We start from the raw sequence: 17,516 nt of genomic DNA, 5'->3' as shown, positions 1-17,516 counted from the left end.
ATGTATACTATATCTGCTTCCGTTTTAATATTGCTAAAATTTTGGGTGCCCATAACAAATAACCTTCTTTTTTAAGGTGAGTGCCGTCATAAGTTAAATTCTTTTTTAATTTGCCATCGGTAGAAAGGGAGGAATTAACGTCGACAAATTCAATATTTCTAAGTTTTGCTAGACTCTTCAAATAAAAATTTAAAGTATCAACTTTTAAATTTGTTGTAATATCATCTTCATGATTCGTATAAAGTACGCTCTGCAGAACAGGGACTATTTTATGTGATAGCAATGTATCTACAATGGATTCAAAATTATGAAACGTGCGCTTAAGAGGTATACCCACAGCAATGTCATTAATGCCACCCTCTATAAAACATATTCTTGGGTTCTGCATTATAACTTTTTCTTGAACTAGCCAAACAAAATGTGAAGTGGTAAAACCAGGGGTACCCGCATTGTATACATCACTTCTATTTAAATCTTCATTCCAATCTGCGTTATAAATTTGGGAATCTCCAAACATAACAACTGCGTGCGACGATTTTGATGCAATCTTGGCTGATATATCTAATTTAAATTTAACTATAATTATTGTTATCCCAATAGCTAGTATTAAGTTCAGTACCAGCGAAAGTCCAAAGAGTATTTTTAGGTTCCGTTTCATGGCTATTTACTATCTCTAATTTTTTTGAACCAAGCATGGGCAAATTTATCTAATCCTTTTTCTGTAAAGTGAACCCCATCTGCTCTATAAAATGCGAGGTTTAAAGAGTCAGTATTTGGGCCTAACAAGACATCTTTTCGTTCATTTATCACTTCAGTCTGTGCACTAGTTATAAGTGAGTTTATTCCTAATGGATAGTCATTGTTGTAAGGAAAATAGCTGGTAATTGATGAATAAAAAGGGGCTTTAATTCTTTTTTTTCGGAATATGTCAACCAATTTATTTAATTGGTTGACATATTCAGCTTTAGATGTGCCATCAACATTATCCGTTTCACCTTGGTCCCAAAAAATGTGAGTCAATTTGATGTTTTCTTTTTTTAGATCATCTAGCGCTTTATCTAATATAGGTCTACAGTCTCCAGTTGTCCATTTAGCTATTGATGTTTGTCCTATTCCAATCGGTATAATGATGACTTTTTTACAGAGACCGCTATCGATCAACATGTCTGCAACCCTGGTCCAAACGCTACTCCCACCTCCATCGGGCCCCAGCAGTGGCTCTTTCGCCTTATACAGATTTTTTTTGTAAAAATTATAAACCTCATTTCTGCATTCATATGTCCCATTGCCATAATTTGCTGCGTTTGATTGACCGAACGCTAAAAAAATAAAGGTTTTATCCGAATTAATTATAGCTTGAGGATCTGCAATCTTTTTTCTAAAATGGAGATAATTTCTAATGAACTGAGCATTTATCAAATATTCTCTATTTCTATTTGCTAATATTCCGATGATTATTCCTATGAAAATAGCTAATAGGATTTGGTATCTTTTTTTAATCACTTTGTAATACTTTTAAAAACCTGTAGTTTGTTCTTTATTTTATTTAACGCTTTGTTCCAATATCTCGCGTATGCGGAATAAGGTTTGAAACTGCGCCAAGCTGTTAATTCTAAATATTTGTAAAATTCGGTAGCATAACTTTGGTTGTCTTTATAAGACTGATATATTGGTTTATTGCCGATAAAGTGAATAATGTTTGGACTCTCTTCCATGAGCATGGAATAGCAATTCCATTTGAAATCGAGTGTAAGACATTTGGAAGCCAAAACCACATTAAATCCGTATTGATCTGGAAAATTTGCATATTTAATATTCTCCTCAACAGCATTAATGATCGCTTGAGTAATACTTTCTTCACGCCATAAGTCCATATTAAAAACAATTAGTCCTGTGTTAAAATAGGGTGTATTTGGATCTAAATTAAGCTCTTCATAATTTGGAATGCCACCCCATTCACTGCTCACTACTTCACTTCTATCTTTTACAGCAGCGACTGGAAAATTTCCCAGATCAATTTTCCAAAGTTTTGAAATATCAGTACAACAAATCATATCCGCATCTAAATAGATGGCTTTTTTAATCTCTAAGGGCAAAAAAGAAGGTATAAAAAGCCTCATATAAACGTTTCGCGGAAAAGAAGAATTGTCTATCGGTAACTTGATGTTTTCGAAAATTTTAGCTGATTCTAACCAGGTAACATTTAATTTTCCGTCTAACGTGATTTGATTTATGCGGTTTTTGTTGCTTAATGAAATATTGTCATTAATAATAAATAGTTGGATATGCTGTTCCGATTTGTGGTTTACTATAATCGATTTCAATAAAGCGCCTAACATCAGGGCGAAGTGGTTATTGCAAGTAAATACTAGAGTAATTATTTCAGGAGTTTCCATAATACTATCTGAACAAATCATAATTAAACCTCAACAACCTGTAAATATTCCTAATTCCAGTCATTAATAGACTATCACTTTCCCTTAAAAAATTGCGCTTGACTGTACTTGGTTCTAAAGAATCGTTCCGTTGATCAAATAAGTCTTTAAAATCATTATAAAACAATGCCTTTCCTTTATTTTTTATAAACGAAAACATCATTCTATACTCTGCCCTATCACTTTTGATACCTTCGATATATCTTCCGAACTTAGATATAAAGCTCTTACGACGTAAATGAGGGTGATCACTATAGTAATAGAATTTTTTATATTCGCCAGTAAATCTTTTAAAGATCATATCTGAAAAACCACCTTTGTACGATTTTAAATATGGATAATTAAAATAAGCATAGAACCTTACCATGTCCAGATCCGGGCGATCATGCATGTACGTTAGAGCCAGTTCAAGTTTTTCAGGGAATAGTGCTAGAGGTATAAAATCCTCTTGAATATATAATGTCAGGGATGTCTTAATCGCATCTTCACCTTTATTGATGTTATTTGCTAATCCACGGTTAACATCTGACTTAAGTAACCTAAAATTAAATAGCTTTTCAAGCACCTCAAGCTGATTTAAATGTTCGGGCTTACTGCAATCGTCAGAAACAATTATCTCCTCAAATTCGCAGTTTAAAGATTCAAAATTTCTTAATAGCCTTTCTAATGAATTACTCCGATTGTAATGGGTAATAAGCAAGGTAGTATCCTTAAAGAAATATTTTTTTTGCATATGTGCAGCTGCGGTAGAATTATACAAAATGAATTGGTTTTCTACTGCAATTTAGGTTTTTTATCTTTATTTACAGATTGTTTGAATAACTTTTAAGAACTATATTCGCTAATAGTTTAACCTTTATATGCTTTATGAGACCAGTCGCCATCCCTAAAAATATTTTAAAATTTTTTAATAATAAGCTAAGCAAGGATGAAATGTGTCTAGAAGCAAAACATCAATATCAGCAATTGAAAAGTGATACTCCACAAATATCAGTTGTGATGCCCGCGTATAACGAATCAGAAAATATTGTACCCGCACTTTCCTCTTTGTGTTTCAATAAAACAAATAAGCAGGTTGAAATTATTGTAGTAAATAACAACTCAATTGATAATACTGCTGAACTGGTCGAGAAATGCGGTGTTCGATGTATTCTTGAGACCAAACAGGGTATAGCTAATGCTAGAAATGCTGGGATGGTAGCGGCAAAGGGTAAATATATTTTGAACGCCGACGCAGATACTATATATCCAGAAGGATGGATTGATGAGATCGTACAACCGCTCATAGATAATGAAAATATATCTATGAGTTATGGGAGGTTCTCCTTCATTCCTGTCGGAAGTACTGGAAGATATACGTATTTTGTATATGAATACCTGGCAGACTTTACCCGATGGATCAATAAACATGTTAAGGATGAGGCCGTAAATGTCTATGGATTTACTTCGGCAATAAGGAAGGAGCAGGGGTTGAGTGTTGGTGGATTTGACCATCCGCCTGGCACAGTAGAGGATGGTTATATGGCATTAAAACTTAGAAACAAAGGATATGGCAGTTTCTTCAATGTAGTTAGCAAAAAAGCAATTGTATGGACAACTGATAGAAGAATGCAAATAGATGGTGGATTTGTGAAGGGAACAATAAGGCGGGTAAAACGGGTATTCTTTAAAGGAGAAAGATAAACTCGGAATTATTAATATAAAAAAGGCCCGGAATTCTATTTAGAATTCCGGGCCTTTTTTATAAGCTTTTACTTTCTGATGTATAGAATTGATTCGTTTCTATATCCTTTTTCAGTATTGCTGTACCAATCGGTGAATTCTCTCCCCCCAGATGCCGCCCATGCTGCAAAATGTGGATATGCAGCTGTAATTGCTGTTCTTTCTTGAGGATAGACAAAAGGGCCATAGAAATCGATTGCAAATGGCTTGTTGGTATTTGTTAAGTAGTATCTTCCTGATGATAACTTAGAGTCGTCAGATTCTGTACCGAAAAAGCTTCCGCTTGCTAAAGATGTCGGTGCTTTGTTAACCAAGTGAACTTCTTTTCCACGATTCATATTACTGATCATAAACGGATTGAATGGTGCGTTTATTGTAAAACTTTCATCTAAAGGGGTGCTAAACAAAATATTCATAGTGATAGTTGGACTAGCGTACAAATTTGACGTAGCTACCGTATTTACAAATGATTGGAAGCCACCAAACATTGACCTATGGTTATCAAACGGTATCACAACAGCATTTGCTTGTCCAGATTCTGTACCGTTGTTATCTAATTTTATATAACCCTCGGTTAGATTTGCTCCAGTCACACTTGCAATTGCAGATGGATTCAATGGCAATTCAACTCCAAATCCATTAGGTTGCAATGCGCCTGCAGCTAGTGGTTTGTAAGACGCAGTTAAGTCTGCAACTTTATTTGAAGAACTCATGGCAAACTTATATTGATAACTGATCACCAAATCATTAAGGTCATAATCTCCTTCAGATGGCCAAAGGTCTTCAAATGCTGTAGTTCCCCATATTGTTTTACTCGGGTAGTATCTATTATATGCACGGTCTTTATCGTCTGGATACTCATCTCTATCATCAGGAACACCATCTCCATCTGTGTCTTTAACTTTATCTTCTAAATAAGGTATGTTAAGTGGTGAAATTGCTTCGACTGGATTTGATTGTGCGTAAACTACTAAATCATTAAAATCCTGATCACTACCATAACCATCTCTTCTGTCAATATCTTCAAATCCAATTAAATATGTGCCTTGAGCTGCATTATTTAATAGTACGTTATGGCGCATAAGACGCCCTTTTTCAGGGTTTAAATCTTCATTAGAATAGAATGTTGTATTTGATGTCGATATGGTATTGTCGTTGTTATAAGCGTTCTGGAATAAAGCAAAACCAATGGATACACCAGCAGGAAATCTTCCAATTTTAACTTTATCACCACGAATCATATTTCCTTCTCCTCTATGTCCCTTTAAAGATGCATTGGGGAAAATCATATGAATAGAATCGATTTCAGAATCTGTTAGTGGGGGATGGCCAGTTGGATAGGTATAATAGCCAAATGAATTTCTATAATCGGCACCTTCGTGTACAAAAGTGATCCATACGTCTGCTAAAGCTGTTATAGTCAAATTAGCCGGTGCCTCAGTAGCTATGTATTTCTGATTAACATAATGAGATTCTGGTAAAGAATTGTCTATTTTCTCTTTTAATGCATCCCAATCAATTGCATCTGGAGCATAAAGATTTTCCGCTATTGGTCTTCCCAATTCATCGTAGTTTTTTGGATCGTAATCAAGAATAGTTTTTGAATTCAAAGCATTTAAACCAGCGCTAGTTGACGATAGCTTAAATCTACCTGGAGTAGTATAACTGAGTTTTTCAACTACAATATTTCCACTTGCAACAGATTTGCCACCTATTGTAGCATTTACTATATCATTTTGAGCATATACTTTAATATTTCTTAATAATCCAAAGTACTGAGCATCAATTATAAAGTTAGTTTGAGATGCCCTCACTTTTAATTTTGTCCTAATAAAACCATCTTTGTCAGACAATACCTTTGTTAACTCAGCACCAGCTTTGGCGTTAGCAGGATCAAAAATAGCCACCATAACCCCCTTTAAAGGTTTTTCACTATCAGTTAAAAGCCTAATGTTAATAGTAATTTCTTTAGTTGTGTTATAGGCAAACCCGTCAGGAGCCGCTTTATCACCAATAAAAGATTTGTCTGTTTCTTCAACAGGGCTAATTGATTTTTTACACCCGTCAAAAGATAAAACCGATAAAAAGAGTACAGCTAAAAGTAGATTTCTATTCATAAAAAATTGAGGTTTAAAAGTTTTGGCCACCTAACCTATTGAAAATATCATTCCAATTAATATATTAAACCTAATACATTGATAAACAATGACATGTAATATAGTTGTTTTTTTATGAGGAAATGAAAATACCCATTACGGGTATCCGTTTCTACGATTGAACGCAAAAAATCCCCAATGCATGCATTGGGGATTTTTTAATGAAATATTTATTAAGATCTAATTTCCAAATAAATTTGTTGAACTAGAATTTAAATACCATGTAGGATTACTTGTCCCGCCACTGATAGCCCAGGTAGAGAATAAGCTGTATCCATCTGTAATGGAAATCTTTTCTTTTGGATATTTAAAGGTTGCTATTGGAAGTGTTATTCCCCATGGTAGGTTAGTTGCAGTTCCATAATATTTATTGTTAGCTACGTTAGTTGCATCGTCATTTGTTCCAAACAAAGCGGTGTTTGCTTTACTTGTCGGTTTCTTGCCAAACAAGTGAGTTTCAAATCCACGTCCATATCCTACTGTGTTATTCCAGATAAAAGGATTGAAGTTAAATCCAAATTCACTTTGAAGCGGACCATTTACAACATCAAAGGAGATATTATATGTTACAGCAGGTGAGGTAACTTGGCTAGTCTGCGTATTCCAGGTTGCTTGTTCTACACGGCTATCGGTAAATAATATTAATGTAACGTTTGTTTGTCCGCTTTCCAATGAAGTTCCTGTTGGACCAGTGAAGTTAGTCGCTTTGGCTGCAAGTAGTGGGAATTCAATACCAGCACCATTGTGAAACTCACCACCAGTAGCTAATAATTTATAGCTTGCTTCAACTCTTACAACTTTGTTAGCTGCATTGGTAACAACTTTATATTTATAAGTGAAAACAACATCATTCAAGTCATAATCGCCTTTTTTAGGCCAACTGTCTTCAAATGCTACAGTTGATCCCCCTAACGCATAGTTTTCAGATGTAATATCATGTGCTTTAGTTGGGTCATTAGGATAATCATCTACACTGTTTGGTACACCATCACCATCGGTATCGTTATTTACTGGCGCATGCCCTATACTTTCTGGCATACAGTCGTCAGTTGGAATAAATACTGTAGTAGTTGATAATAAACGTTTAGCCGGGCTTATAAAGAAACCAACAGGCAATCCGTTCACATAAGTTAAATAGTTTGAGTTATTTGAATTTGGTTGTGTAGCATTTAATGGATAAGAGGAAGTAGAAAGGTCAACTTCTAGGTTTCCAGAAAATCTAGCCTGACTGCCATTGTTTTGGTTGTTTGCATTGTTAATAAGGTTATTATCAATGCTACCATCAACTTTAAAAACTGAAGTAGTTCCACTACCCACAACAACTGCATTCAAGGCTTGAATAGAACCTGTGCGGAATACTGCGCCATCGTATAAAGTAATTACCCCATTGCTATTGATGTTACTTGAACCAGTAATGCGGAAATAGCTATAGTTTTTAAGTGGACCGTCAAAGGCTGTTGCATTTTCAGTTACAAACCATTTACAGTTATTGATAATTAAACCTCCTGAGTTGTAGTTTAAAGTTTTTACAGAAACTGTACCGCTGTTGGTAAAGCTGCCTGTTAAATTCATTTTTGAATTATTTGCCGTAAATGTACCGTTGTTTACAACTGTTGGATTGCTTGAGTTTAAGTTAATCTCTCCACCTGCAAAAGTAACTGCACCACTGTTAGTGAATGTTCCTTTAATTGCCGTGTTTTGACTACCAAAAGCCAATATAGCACCACTATTATTGGTGAAGTTTGAGCCTGTTTTGAATTCGTTTGAACTAGTCAAAGACATTGTACCTCCATTTTCAAAAGGAGCATCAATATCTGTGTTTCCATTAACAGTTAAAGTACCGCTATTTACATTAGTCGTGTTTTGAGAAACTGTAAATGTGCCATTTACTACGTGTGTACCTTGGTTTCTGTAAGTACCGCTAATTTTAAAGTTACTGGTTGTTAAACTTCCAAAAATCTTTAAAGTACCATCATTTTCCTCCTCATCCCAGCTGAAATTACTTGAAAAAGTAGCACTACCAGTAATGATTACGGTATTTCCTTTCTTCATTTTTAACTGGGTAATATTTACGCCTGTACCAGTAATGTACAATGTACCACCTTTAGGGTCTTTAAAATTTACAGATGCACTATTTGCACTGATTACATAATTCGTATTATCATCCATCTGATAATTATTTGCACCATTAGGAATAACGATAGCTCCAGCAGGAACGGATGGTGTTGCTTCATTAACCAATGAAAGTGTTTTTGGTATAGAATAAGATAATTTACCTACAGACATAACTTTCGTTAATCCCGTAGCACTGATCGCTGCAGAGATATTATCTGAAGTCAACGCTAATGTCTGACCAACTACTGCTCCGGTTGGTGAAGTTTTTTCAATGTAAACTTGCGTAATAGCTGAGGATAAAGTCACCTTAGTATTAAAAGGACTGATCAGCGTAGCGGATCCTTTAGAGATCAACTCCCCACCTTTAGCTGGCTCAGCGGTATAAATCTTAATTACATGGATTAAAGTTCCACTACTTGCGTCTGAAACACCAATGCTTAAACTCACATCTCTTGAACCCGACCACATAAATGAAGCAGGTGCTGCAATTTGATCTATTGATTTGTTATCAACCTGTTGAAATTTTTCAGTTTTCTTACAGGATGAAATCACAATCCCTGAAACCAATACGAAAGAAAGTAATTTTGTTTTCATGTTTTTTTGTTACTAGTTGTAATATACATATACCAATATCGTTCCTTTATTAGGAAATACAAAATGATAGTGGTTTTATATATGCAAATATACGATTTATATAGCCCACAGGATGTTTCCGAAGTAGTCTGAATGCAATAACTTAAATTATAGACTTTTATCCAATCCCTCTTTGCTGTGAATTTCAGTTCCCCATTCCTAAAAAGTGTGGAAATGTGTCCACAAAAAAAGGCTATTTTCCTTTAACTGATAAACTATTGGTTTGCAATTTCAATAACATCATTAGCCTCCTCCGGCATCATAATCGTACCCAGGTACTTACTAATACTCCTGGACTTCCTATCTTCAGAAACAAAGCCAATGTAAATATGCAGCGTTTTCCCCGCATATTCATGTCCCACCTTTAACGTGCCTTTTTTTTCTGCACGTTTGGCTAATGAGGTCTCGTACTCTGCCTCTCCACCTTCAATATCATAAGCAAGCACCATTGCCCTGTCATTGTATGCGCCCAATTGGTAATCCCAGGTAAAATCTATAGAATAGTTTTCACCCAAAGTAGCTGTTTCATCCATACCTGGACTAAGCGGACCGTGACTGATGCACGCCAATGCAGGATCAACATGAAAGCCAGCATCATCTGCAACCATCGCATTTTTTGAAATGAAAGATTTCGCGGCCACGAATCCATGACACTTGGGTTTATAAAACTGAAAGCCTATTCTCAATAAGCCGGTTAAGGGTTGAAGCCAAACTTGTGAAACTGCAAATTTGTTCCTGTTCAACACTTCCTTAGGCGATACCTTGCTCGTCCTATTTCTCCTTGGGCCACGCATAATTTCCTGCCCCATCAGGTGGTAGCCATTAACCGTACCGGCTTTTCCACTAAAACCGCCTAATATTCCATTTTTAATTACTGCCATAACAATTCGGTATTGATTTGGGACAAAATAGGTATTTGTTTTTAACTAATATGTATCTAATGAAAATTTAATTAGGAGTTAATAAGGACTTAATAGGGAATTCGTCCCTGTTACCTCCCTGTTACGTCCCTGTTACGTCCCTATTAGGTCCCTGTTAAATAATAGCATTGTATTTCCTAATACGCTATTTGTCCTTACTAAAGGTTAACTAATATATTGATTATTGTAAAAAATTTAGAAATTAAGATGCACAATAAAGCTGTTTTCTCCAAGTTCCGGGTTGTGGTGATACACAAAACTATCAGAAGCCATGGTAATGATGTATAAACCAAAATGTTCGGGAATTTGGTCTATCGTCATAATCTCATCCTCTGCAGGCTTAAGGAATTTGAATTCGTATTGGCTTAATGGTTGGATGTGGTGTTTATTCGATTCAGAAAAACTAACATTCAGAATGTTTTCCAGCTCTTCAAAGGGAAGTTGTGGAGATGATGCGCTAAATTCTATCTTTAATCCTTTTTCTATTTTATGAATACTTAAATGAGGATGATCAATCGTCATTTCAATGGTGGTGAGCTTTTCTGTAGTATGTTTGATCGAGTTGGTCATCAGCTCAATCATAATTAGCTTTATTCTACGCTGATAACCAAGGTCCAATGCGATATGCTCCTGAATACTCGCAAGAATATTTCCGGTACATTCAGAAATTCTATCCGCATCATTCGGGATCTCCAGCGTGATGGTTATCGGTAGTGTGTTCATTTGAAGTCTTCTAGTGCCGTTTCCAATGAATTTTTTAAATCGAAAATTTTATCTAGCCTGGTCAATTCAAACAAGTTCCTGATGTCATTATTCAATTCTATCAGCATCAATTTTCCTTCCTTCGGTACGAGGTTCTTCAAAATAGCTACTAAAGCACCCAGAAAGGAGCTGTCCAGGTATTCTACATGCTCAAAAGAGATGATCAATTTCCTGGTGCCAGATTCAATTTCTTTAAAAACAATTTCCTTGAAGCTTTCTGATTTTGATAGGTTGGCATCTTTGTCAACTATGGTCAGTAAAACGAGGTCATCAATGTTTTGTTTCGTTACGTTCATTTACAATTTGTTTATAATGATGATGCTGCAGTCATCAACCTGTGAAACATGTTTGTTAAACAGCTTGTTTTTAATATTCAGTATAGTTTCTTTGTCCTTTTTAAAATTAAACAACTTTTCTTTAAAGAGGTTAATGTCTGATCTTTTTTCTCCATTTATCTCAAAATCGATCATTCCATCTGAAATCATATAGATCTCCTCTCCAGAATCTATTGGAATATCCATTTCTGTGTACCCACCTTTGTCAGAAAAGCCCAGTAGGATACCATCAGAACGGAAATACTTTAAATCAGATTCTCCCGCTTCAAACTTTAAAACTGGAAGATCACCGGCACCTGAGTATTTTACTGTACCCAACTCATCATCCAACAATATGATACTCAAGGTAGAAAAAATATCGCTCAATAACTCATCCGCATAAATTACACGGTTTAGCTTGTTCAGGATTTCAGATAGAGAATAGTTATTGTCAAATACGCAGAGCCTGATGGCAGAGCGGATGTAGCTTAAAAAGCTAAATGAAAAGAACCATGCGCCCCATTTTTTCCCCATCACATCTCCTAAAATAATAAAGGTAAAGCGGCCGTCAATTTTTACGAAGTCGATAAAATCTCCACCCGGTTGGTCCTGAAAGGTTTGATTGAAGTAATCTATTTTAAATTTCTTAAGCTCTGGCGCCTTTAGGGGGATATTTCTAAGGTTTAATCGCTCTGCAATTCCTTTAACCTCACTCAATGAACGCTCGTAATGCTCGCGAACTGCTTGAAGGAGGTTGTCTATCTTAGATAAAATATGCGATGGAGGCGTGTTCTTGGCGATATAATCAATCGCTTTTAAATCCAGACCTTGCTGTACATTATCCTTATCATTAATGGAAGTAAGGAATAAAAAGGGGATGTTTTTGAAAGCATCTTCTTTAAGCAATCGCCTTCTAAATTCGAAACCATCCTTTCCAGGCATTTCAAAATCTGATACGATCAAATCCGGAGTTTCTGTTTGTAAGATGGTTTCTGCCTCATCAACAGACAAAGCAATCCTACAGTTATAGCCATTAGAGCTTAATAACTTCTCAAATAAACGCAGCTGAAAGATATCATCATCTACGAGGAGGATGACACTATTCATTGGATTTTAAGTTTAATAAAGCATTAATCATAATATATATCCCTACTGCAACGATGATCAGTGAAATTAGATCCATCAGTGTTACCCCGTCATTAATATTGAAATAGTAAATGGTAAACATTTCAAAATACGGCGGGGCCGGCATGATGATCATTGCAAAGCCTAAGGTAACAAATAATAGACCAATAATTCCTTTTATGATCCTGTTTATGACTGATTTAATGTTTAGTTTCTTGGTATCGGAAGAATCAAAATGATTGTTGTTTAGTAAGAATTCCAGTTTATCCAGCTGATCCATCTTATTCAAATTGGACATGGCTACATCTTTTACCTCCTTAATTAGGGTATCGCCCGCCAATTTTTTGTCAAAAGTGGTATCCAGCTTTCCTTTAATGTCGCGGATATTCTCTGAATTCAAGTCGCTCTTTTCCAGCAATAGAAGAAACTCATCCAGCTTTTGAAGCAGCACTTCATTATTGCCTTCCAGCGCTTCAAACCGCTTTAATTCTTCGGTAAATTTGGTTTTATTAGGCAAATTATACTACTTTGATGATTCTTAATCCAAGTTAGGTTTTTAAAATGGCTTTAATCTCAATAATCACAGTTAATTTCAATCAGCCACAGGCAACTTTGGAATTACTGGGTTCAATCAATGATCTATACCCTAAAGCGAATATAGAGATTATTGTGGTGGATAATGGAAGCAGGGAAGACCATGAGGCTGCTTTTAAAAACTTCGATTTAAATATCATTTACATCAAGTCAAATAAAAATCTCGGCTTTGCTGGCGGTAACAATTTGGGTATTAAATACGCAAAAGGCGAATATTTATTCCTTGTTAACAACGATACAGAATTTACTGCGGGTTTGTTGGAAACGTTATCTGAGACTTTGGATAACAATAAGAGAATTGGAATGATCTCTCCAAAAATCAATTATTTCGATAAAAAGGAGGTCATACAATATGCCGGATTTACCCCGATGAACTATTATACTTGTCGCAATGCCTGTATAGGGCAATTTGAGACAGATAACGGCCAGTTTGATCATATTGTGGAGCAGACCGGCTATGCACATGGTGCTGCGATGATGATTACCCGTACGGCCTTAAAGAGAGCGGGTACCATGGCCGAGAATTTCTTCCTGTATTATGAGGAGATGGACTGGTGTGAGATGATTAGAAAGGCAGGTTTTGAGATATGGGTTAATACCAATGCCTTGATTTATCATAAAGAATCGCTTTCTGTGGGGAAGAAGAGTGCCATCAAAGAGTTTTTCATGAACCGCAACAGGATATTGTTCATTCGTAGGAACGCGGCCTGGCACCAACGCTTATTCTTTTATCTGTATTTCATTGCCTTTGTAACACCAAGAAATATCTTAAGCTATCTAACCAGTGGAACTGTCGGATTTATCCCTATTTTGTTCCGAGCTATATCCTGGAATATTACCCACAAAACGTCTAGTAATGAATTAGGTTTCACCATCAAATAATTATGATCATCACCTTCTGGATTGCCATTTTTCTAGTGTTCTATACCTTCTTCGGATACGGAATCTTATTGTTTGTGCTGGTTAAGCTAAAAAGGATCTTATCGCCTAAAAAGCGGAAGCAATATGCCTACGAAGAACTGCCTTCCTGCACATTGATTGTAGCTGCTTACAATGAGGCTGATTTTATAGAAGAGAAGATTAAGAATACGTTGCTATTAAACTATCCTGAGGGAAAGCTAGAATTGATATTTGTTACCGATGGCTCTTCAGATGCAACTCCCGAGCTAGTGGCCAGGTATCCACAAATTACCTTGTTGCACTCTGCTGATGAGCGAAGAGGCAAGATCAGTGCCGTGCACCGTGCTGTTTTGCAGGTTAAAACCGATCTAATGGTGTTTACTGATGCCAATACGTTTTTAAACCCTGATGCACTGATCCTGTTGTGCAGGCATTATGCGGATGAGAAAGTAGGGGCCGTAGCAGGAGAAAAGCGTGTAATGATAGAGGAATCTGCTGATGCAACGGCCGGGGAAGGCTTTTACTGGAAGTATGAATCTAAACTGAAAGCATGGGATTCTGAGCTGTACTCTGTAGTTGGCGCCGCCGGAGAGTTATTTAGCGTGCGTAAAGCACTTTATGAGCCAGTTCCATCTAATAGTGTGCTGGATGATTTTATGATCTCTATGCGTATTGCAGAGCAGGGCTATGTGATTGTTTATGAACCAGAGGCGTATGCGCAGGAAACCTCTTCTGCTAACGTAACAGAGGAGCTAAAGCGTAAGGTTAGAATCGCCGCAGGCGGGATGCAGTCTATTATTTGGTTAAAGGCATTGTTAAATCCTTTTAAGTTTCCGTTGTTGAGCTTCCAGTATATCAGTCACCGCGTATTGCGTTGGACCATCACTCCATTTTTGATGATCCTGGCTTTGGTCCTAAACATCGTGATTGTAGCATCAGGTGCTTCATTGATCTATCAGGCTTTACTGGCTGCGCAAGTGTTGTTTTACAGCGCGGCATGGCTGGGCAAAATACTTGAAGACAAGAAAGTTCGCGTTAAGCTTCTTTTTGTACCGTACTATTTCTGTATGATGAATTATGCCGTGTTTGCAGGCCTGATCAGGTATTTTAAAGGCAACCAATCGGTGATTTGGGAAAAGGCCGTTAGGAAGTAAAATAAAGAAAGAGAATAAATTGATTATTCTCTTTCTTTTCTTTCCGGACGGACAACCGGATTGTCTGGTGGAGTAGATACGATCTCTCCGAATTCGTTTACGTATGCCATCATGCTTTCCAGATCTCCTCCAGATGAATTTTGCTGACGTTCTTGCTTACGGTGTTCTTTTTCTTCTTTTTTCTTTTGTCTATTTTTTTCCAGTTGCTTCTTCATGAAGGTAGCCTGAGATTTAGCCATATTTATTTGTTTAAGTGAAGCCTGTCTAATGGGTAGACCAGGCGAAATAGGGGACAGGAGGTAGCGTGTTTTTGTCCCGATTTATGCAAATATAGGAAATTTTTGGAATCTATCAAAGTTTGAGTTGAAGACGGTACGTAACCGTAGCCTTGGCCTTTAATATTTTGGTCGTCTCTTTGCGGAGTTTTCCTATCAGCAAATATTTGACCTGTCCGTCGTTAAGGAAAGGTCTCAGGTCGTTGTCCGTTGACCTTATTGGAATGCTCAGTACACCGGCCATCGCTTCCCCATTACTTAGTGACGCAATCGTGTTGGAATTTTGTCCTCCGCCTTGTACCGAAACGTCTATGTTTGCAATGTTTGCGAAGTTGTTTTCTACCTCTACACTATCTGTTAAACTTAAGGTAAAACTGGTCATTTTCATGCTGGTAATATTGCTTGTAGAAAACCTTGGTGCTTGCACTTTAATCAAGGAATCTAGATTGACTGCAGTGGTGATTTCTGCAATGGTGTTACCTATTGCTAAACTTGAATTTATTGGTATATCGAACTTGGTAATAGTAGGGGAGAGGGAGATGTCCATTTTGGTGGAGTCGTTAATTTTAGAACATGAAAGCAGTAGTAGACTTAGGGTGGTAAACCATATAAATATCCCTAAACCTCTCTTATATTTGGCTGTTTTTGGTTGCAAAATTATATTTTTCATTTGTATTTAAATTGTTGTTAATCAAGGATATTTGGTGTTGTTAATTTAAGTAATGAGTGACTATCGTCTAAAAATTTTTGCATTTTATATACTTAAATACAGAATAATATTCTGTTTGGTAGTATAACTAACTATTTTGCAGTATTTTAAGTGTACATATATCTACTAATACTGCTGCCTGTTGTAAGCTGCAGAAAAATCAGTCCGCATGAGCTTAAATCTTTCAATTACCGTGCCTATAAATTCCTCGTCCAGCATTTGGAAAATCTCGTTTGCCCCTCCTCCAGTCAAGTCTAATTCAGACAATTTATAGCTTTGCTCTAAGGTCCCCTGCTCAAATTTAACTATGTATTTTTGATTCATATTGAACAGTGTGATCTTACATTCCGGATGCGGAAGTTCTGCTATTACCCTCATAATTTTACTTCAATTTATTGACTGAAAATGTTTGCTTTATATCGGTAAAAGTAACAGTTTAATGCCATAAGTCGCTATTGACCTTAAAAATTCTATTTTTTAAGGTCAATAGGTATTTTACATGGCTCTTTTAAGGCCATAAGTTGGTATTGACATTAAAAAATTAAATTTTTAAGGTCAATATAGTTATATTTGTCTATGCCTTATCAAATAAATTCTGACAGGAATAAGCCATGGAATGAACTCCCTGAACTTCCGATAGAGAGAGAGCTATATCAAGATCTTGAAATTTATGAACAATTGGGCAATGCAAAGGCAGCATTGGCGAGGCTCCATGGTCGCAGTATTGCTATTCCTAACCAGGGAATGCTGATTAACTCAATTAGCTTACAGGAAGCGAAAGCTTCAAGTGCGATTGAAAATATTTTTACTACGGATGATGAACTTTACAAGGCTTATAGTGAAGAGAATGTTAGTCATGTTAACGGGCCTGCTAAAGAAGTTTTATATTACAGAGAGGCACTTTGGGCAGGATATGATTATTTACAAAATGACCGGGCAATAGATGTAAATTATTTTGTAAACATGTACCGTATAGTTAGTCAATTCGCAGATGGTATTCGAACCCCTATTGCACAGGTTGTGATCAAAGAAGGTGGTACTGGGCCAAATGCTGGAAAAACCTTTTATACACCACCGCGTGGGAAAGATATCGTGGAAGCAAAAATGGGCAACTTGATTGACTTTTTAAACGATGACATAAAGTATCCATTGGATACTTTATTAAAAATGGCGATAGGTCATTATCAATTTGAGGCCATTCACCCGTTTCGTGATGGAAATGGGCGTACTGGTCGTATATTTAATATAAATTACCTTACAAAAAAGGGGCTGTTGGATTACCCTATACTTTTTTTAAGTAAATTCATCATCGATCACAAAGAGGAATATTACGCAGGTCTTGCAGGTGTTACGCAGAGAGGGAGTTGGAAAAATTGGTTACTGTATATGCTTAAAGCAGTAGAGGTCACCTCTAATATTACCTATGACAAGATCAATGATATTATTTCTGCTCAGCATGCTATTTTATCAGCAATTCAATCAGATACCGAAATTCAGCGGCCTGATCAACTGGTAAACGGCATTTTTACACATCCGTTTACAAAGGTTGCACATTTTGTAAATAGCAAAACCTACGCAGAAAATACTGCAAGGAGATATCTTGATCAATTAACTGCAATGGGAATATTGGAGAAAAGAGAAGTAGGTAAAGGCTTTTATTATTTAAACCTGGAACTATACAGAATACTATCGTCTTAACAAA

18 protein-coding genes are annotated in these 17,516 nt (G+C 36.3%); 4 read left to right on the top strand and 14 right to left on the bottom strand.

Annotation, left to right across the window (positions count from 1 at the left end; translation table 11 throughout):
• Positions 1-7: 7 nt before the first annotated feature.
• Genes ACVWYN_RS06205 through ACVWYN_RS06190 form a run of 4 tightly spaced genes read right to left on the bottom strand, consistent with a single transcriptional unit; the run spans position 8 to position 3,195 of the window.
• Positions 8-658, bottom strand: a complete 651-nt coding sequence (locus tag ACVWYN_RS06205) for an SGNH/GDSL hydrolase family protein (RefSeq protein ID WP_457287965.1) — start codon at positions 656-658, stop codon at positions 8-10.
• A gap of 2 nt (positions 659-660) precedes the next feature.
• Positions 661-1,503, bottom strand: a complete 843-nt coding sequence (locus ACVWYN_RS06200; protein WP_457287964.1) for a sialate O-acetylesterase — start codon at positions 1,501-1,503, stop codon at positions 661-663.
• The gene (locus tag ACVWYN_RS06195) at positions 1,500-2,396 is read right to left on the bottom strand and encodes a glycosyltransferase family 8 protein (RefSeq protein WP_457287963.1); all 897 of its coding nucleotides are present in this window, start codon (positions 2,394-2,396) and stop codon (positions 1,500-1,502) included. The genes ACVWYN_RS06200 and ACVWYN_RS06195 overlap by 4 nt, the downstream gene beginning before the upstream one ends.
• A gap of 4 nt (positions 2,397-2,400) precedes the next feature.
• Positions 2,401-3,195: a glycosyltransferase gene (locus ACVWYN_RS06190; RefSeq protein WP_457287962.1), complete on the bottom strand. Its 795-nt coding sequence runs from the start codon at positions 3,193-3,195 to the stop codon at positions 2,401-2,403.
• A gap of 107 nt (positions 3,196-3,302) precedes the next feature.
• Here ACVWYN_RS06190 and ACVWYN_RS06185 point away from each other — a divergent pair, with 107 nt between their 5' ends.
• Entirely contained in the window at positions 3,303-4,118 is an 816-nt protein-coding gene (locus ACVWYN_RS06185) for a glycosyltransferase (RefSeq protein WP_457287961.1), read from the top strand.
• A 68-nt stretch (positions 4,119-4,186) separates the two neighbouring features.
• Here the strand turns inward: ACVWYN_RS06185 and ACVWYN_RS06180 are convergent, their stop codons facing one another.
• The 7 genes from ACVWYN_RS06180 to ACVWYN_RS06150 all read right to left on the bottom strand — a co-directional run bounded on the left by ACVWYN_RS06180 (position 4,187) and on the right by ACVWYN_RS06150 (position 12,699).
• Complete coding sequence (locus tag ACVWYN_RS06180; protein WP_457287960.1) at positions 4,187-6,274, bottom strand: LruC domain-containing protein; 2,088 nt, start codon at positions 6,272-6,274, stop codon at positions 4,187-4,189.
• A gap of 219 nt (positions 6,275-6,493) precedes the next feature.
• A complete protein-coding gene (locus tag ACVWYN_RS06175; RefSeq protein ID WP_457287959.1) occupies positions 6,494-9,022 on the bottom strand; it encodes an LruC domain-containing protein in 2,529 nt (842 codons plus the stop codon).
• 254 nt (positions 9,023-9,276) lie between these two features.
• The gene (locus tag ACVWYN_RS06170; protein WP_457287958.1) at positions 9,277-9,942 is read right to left on the bottom strand and encodes a DUF6266 family protein; all 666 of its coding nucleotides are present in this window, start codon (positions 9,940-9,942) and stop codon (positions 9,277-9,279) included.
• A gap of 234 nt (positions 9,943-10,176) precedes the next feature.
• Positions 10,177-10,704: a hypothetical protein gene (locus ACVWYN_RS06165; RefSeq protein WP_457287957.1), complete on the bottom strand. Its 528-nt coding sequence runs from the start codon at positions 10,702-10,704 to the stop codon at positions 10,177-10,179.
• Positions 10,701-11,039, bottom strand: coding sequence for an STAS domain-containing protein (locus tag ACVWYN_RS06160; RefSeq protein WP_457287956.1), 339 nt, complete (start codon positions 11,037-11,039; stop codon positions 10,701-10,703). The genes ACVWYN_RS06165 and ACVWYN_RS06160 overlap by 4 nt, the downstream gene beginning before the upstream one ends.
• Positions 11,040-12,164: a response regulator gene (locus ACVWYN_RS06155; RefSeq protein ID WP_457287955.1), complete on the bottom strand. Its 1,125-nt coding sequence runs from the start codon at positions 12,162-12,164 to the stop codon at positions 11,040-11,042.
• A complete protein-coding gene (locus tag ACVWYN_RS06150) occupies positions 12,157-12,699 on the bottom strand; it encodes a hypothetical protein (protein WP_457287954.1) in 543 nt (180 codons plus the stop codon). The genes ACVWYN_RS06155 and ACVWYN_RS06150 overlap by 8 nt, the downstream gene beginning before the upstream one ends.
• A 44-nt stretch (positions 12,700-12,743) precedes the next feature.
• On the opposite strand from ACVWYN_RS06150, the gene ACVWYN_RS06145 reads away from it, so the two are divergent.
• Both ACVWYN_RS06145 and ACVWYN_RS06140 read left to right on the top strand, forming a co-directional pair.
• Positions 12,744-13,658, top strand: coding sequence for a glycosyltransferase family 2 protein (locus ACVWYN_RS06145; protein ID WP_457287953.1), 915 nt, complete (start codon positions 12,744-12,746; stop codon positions 13,656-13,658).
• 2 nt (positions 13,659-13,660) lie between these two features.
• Positions 13,661-14,830 (top strand): glycosyltransferase family 2 protein, encoded by a 1,170-nt coding sequence (locus tag ACVWYN_RS06140; RefSeq protein ID WP_457287952.1) that lies wholly within the window; start codon positions 13,661-13,663, stop codon positions 14,828-14,830.
• Positions 14,831-14,853: 23 nt separating this feature from the next.
• Here ACVWYN_RS06140 and ACVWYN_RS06135 read toward each other — a convergent pair whose 3' ends face one another.
• The 3 genes from ACVWYN_RS06135 to ACVWYN_RS06125 all read right to left on the bottom strand — a co-directional run bounded on the left by ACVWYN_RS06135 (position 14,854) and on the right by ACVWYN_RS06125 (position 16,192).
• A complete protein-coding gene (locus ACVWYN_RS06135; RefSeq protein ID WP_457287951.1) occupies positions 14,854-15,069 on the bottom strand; it encodes a hypothetical protein in 216 nt (71 codons plus the stop codon).
• Positions 15,070-15,181: 112 nt separating this feature from the next.
• Positions 15,182-15,775 carry a hypothetical protein gene (locus tag ACVWYN_RS06130; protein WP_457287950.1) on the bottom strand — a complete coding sequence of 198 codons (594 nt, stop codon included), beginning with the start codon at positions 15,773-15,775 and terminating at the stop codon, positions 15,182-15,184.
• 165 nt (positions 15,776-15,940) lie between these two features.
• Positions 15,941-16,192 (bottom strand): hypothetical protein, encoded by a 252-nt coding sequence (locus tag ACVWYN_RS06125; protein ID WP_457287949.1) that lies wholly within the window; start codon positions 16,190-16,192, stop codon positions 15,941-15,943.
• Positions 16,193-16,390: 198 nt separating this feature from the next.
• Here ACVWYN_RS06125 and ACVWYN_RS06120 point away from each other — a divergent pair, with 198 nt between their 5' ends.
• Complete coding sequence (locus ACVWYN_RS06120; protein ID WP_457287948.1) at positions 16,391-17,512, top strand: Fic family protein; 1,122 nt, start codon at positions 16,391-16,393, stop codon at positions 17,510-17,512.
• Positions 17,513-17,516 lie beyond the last annotated feature (4 nt).

It is taken from the genome of Pedobacter sp. UYP24, assembly GCF_054057295.1.
This window is presented reverse-complemented; position numbering and strand designations above follow the sequence as displayed.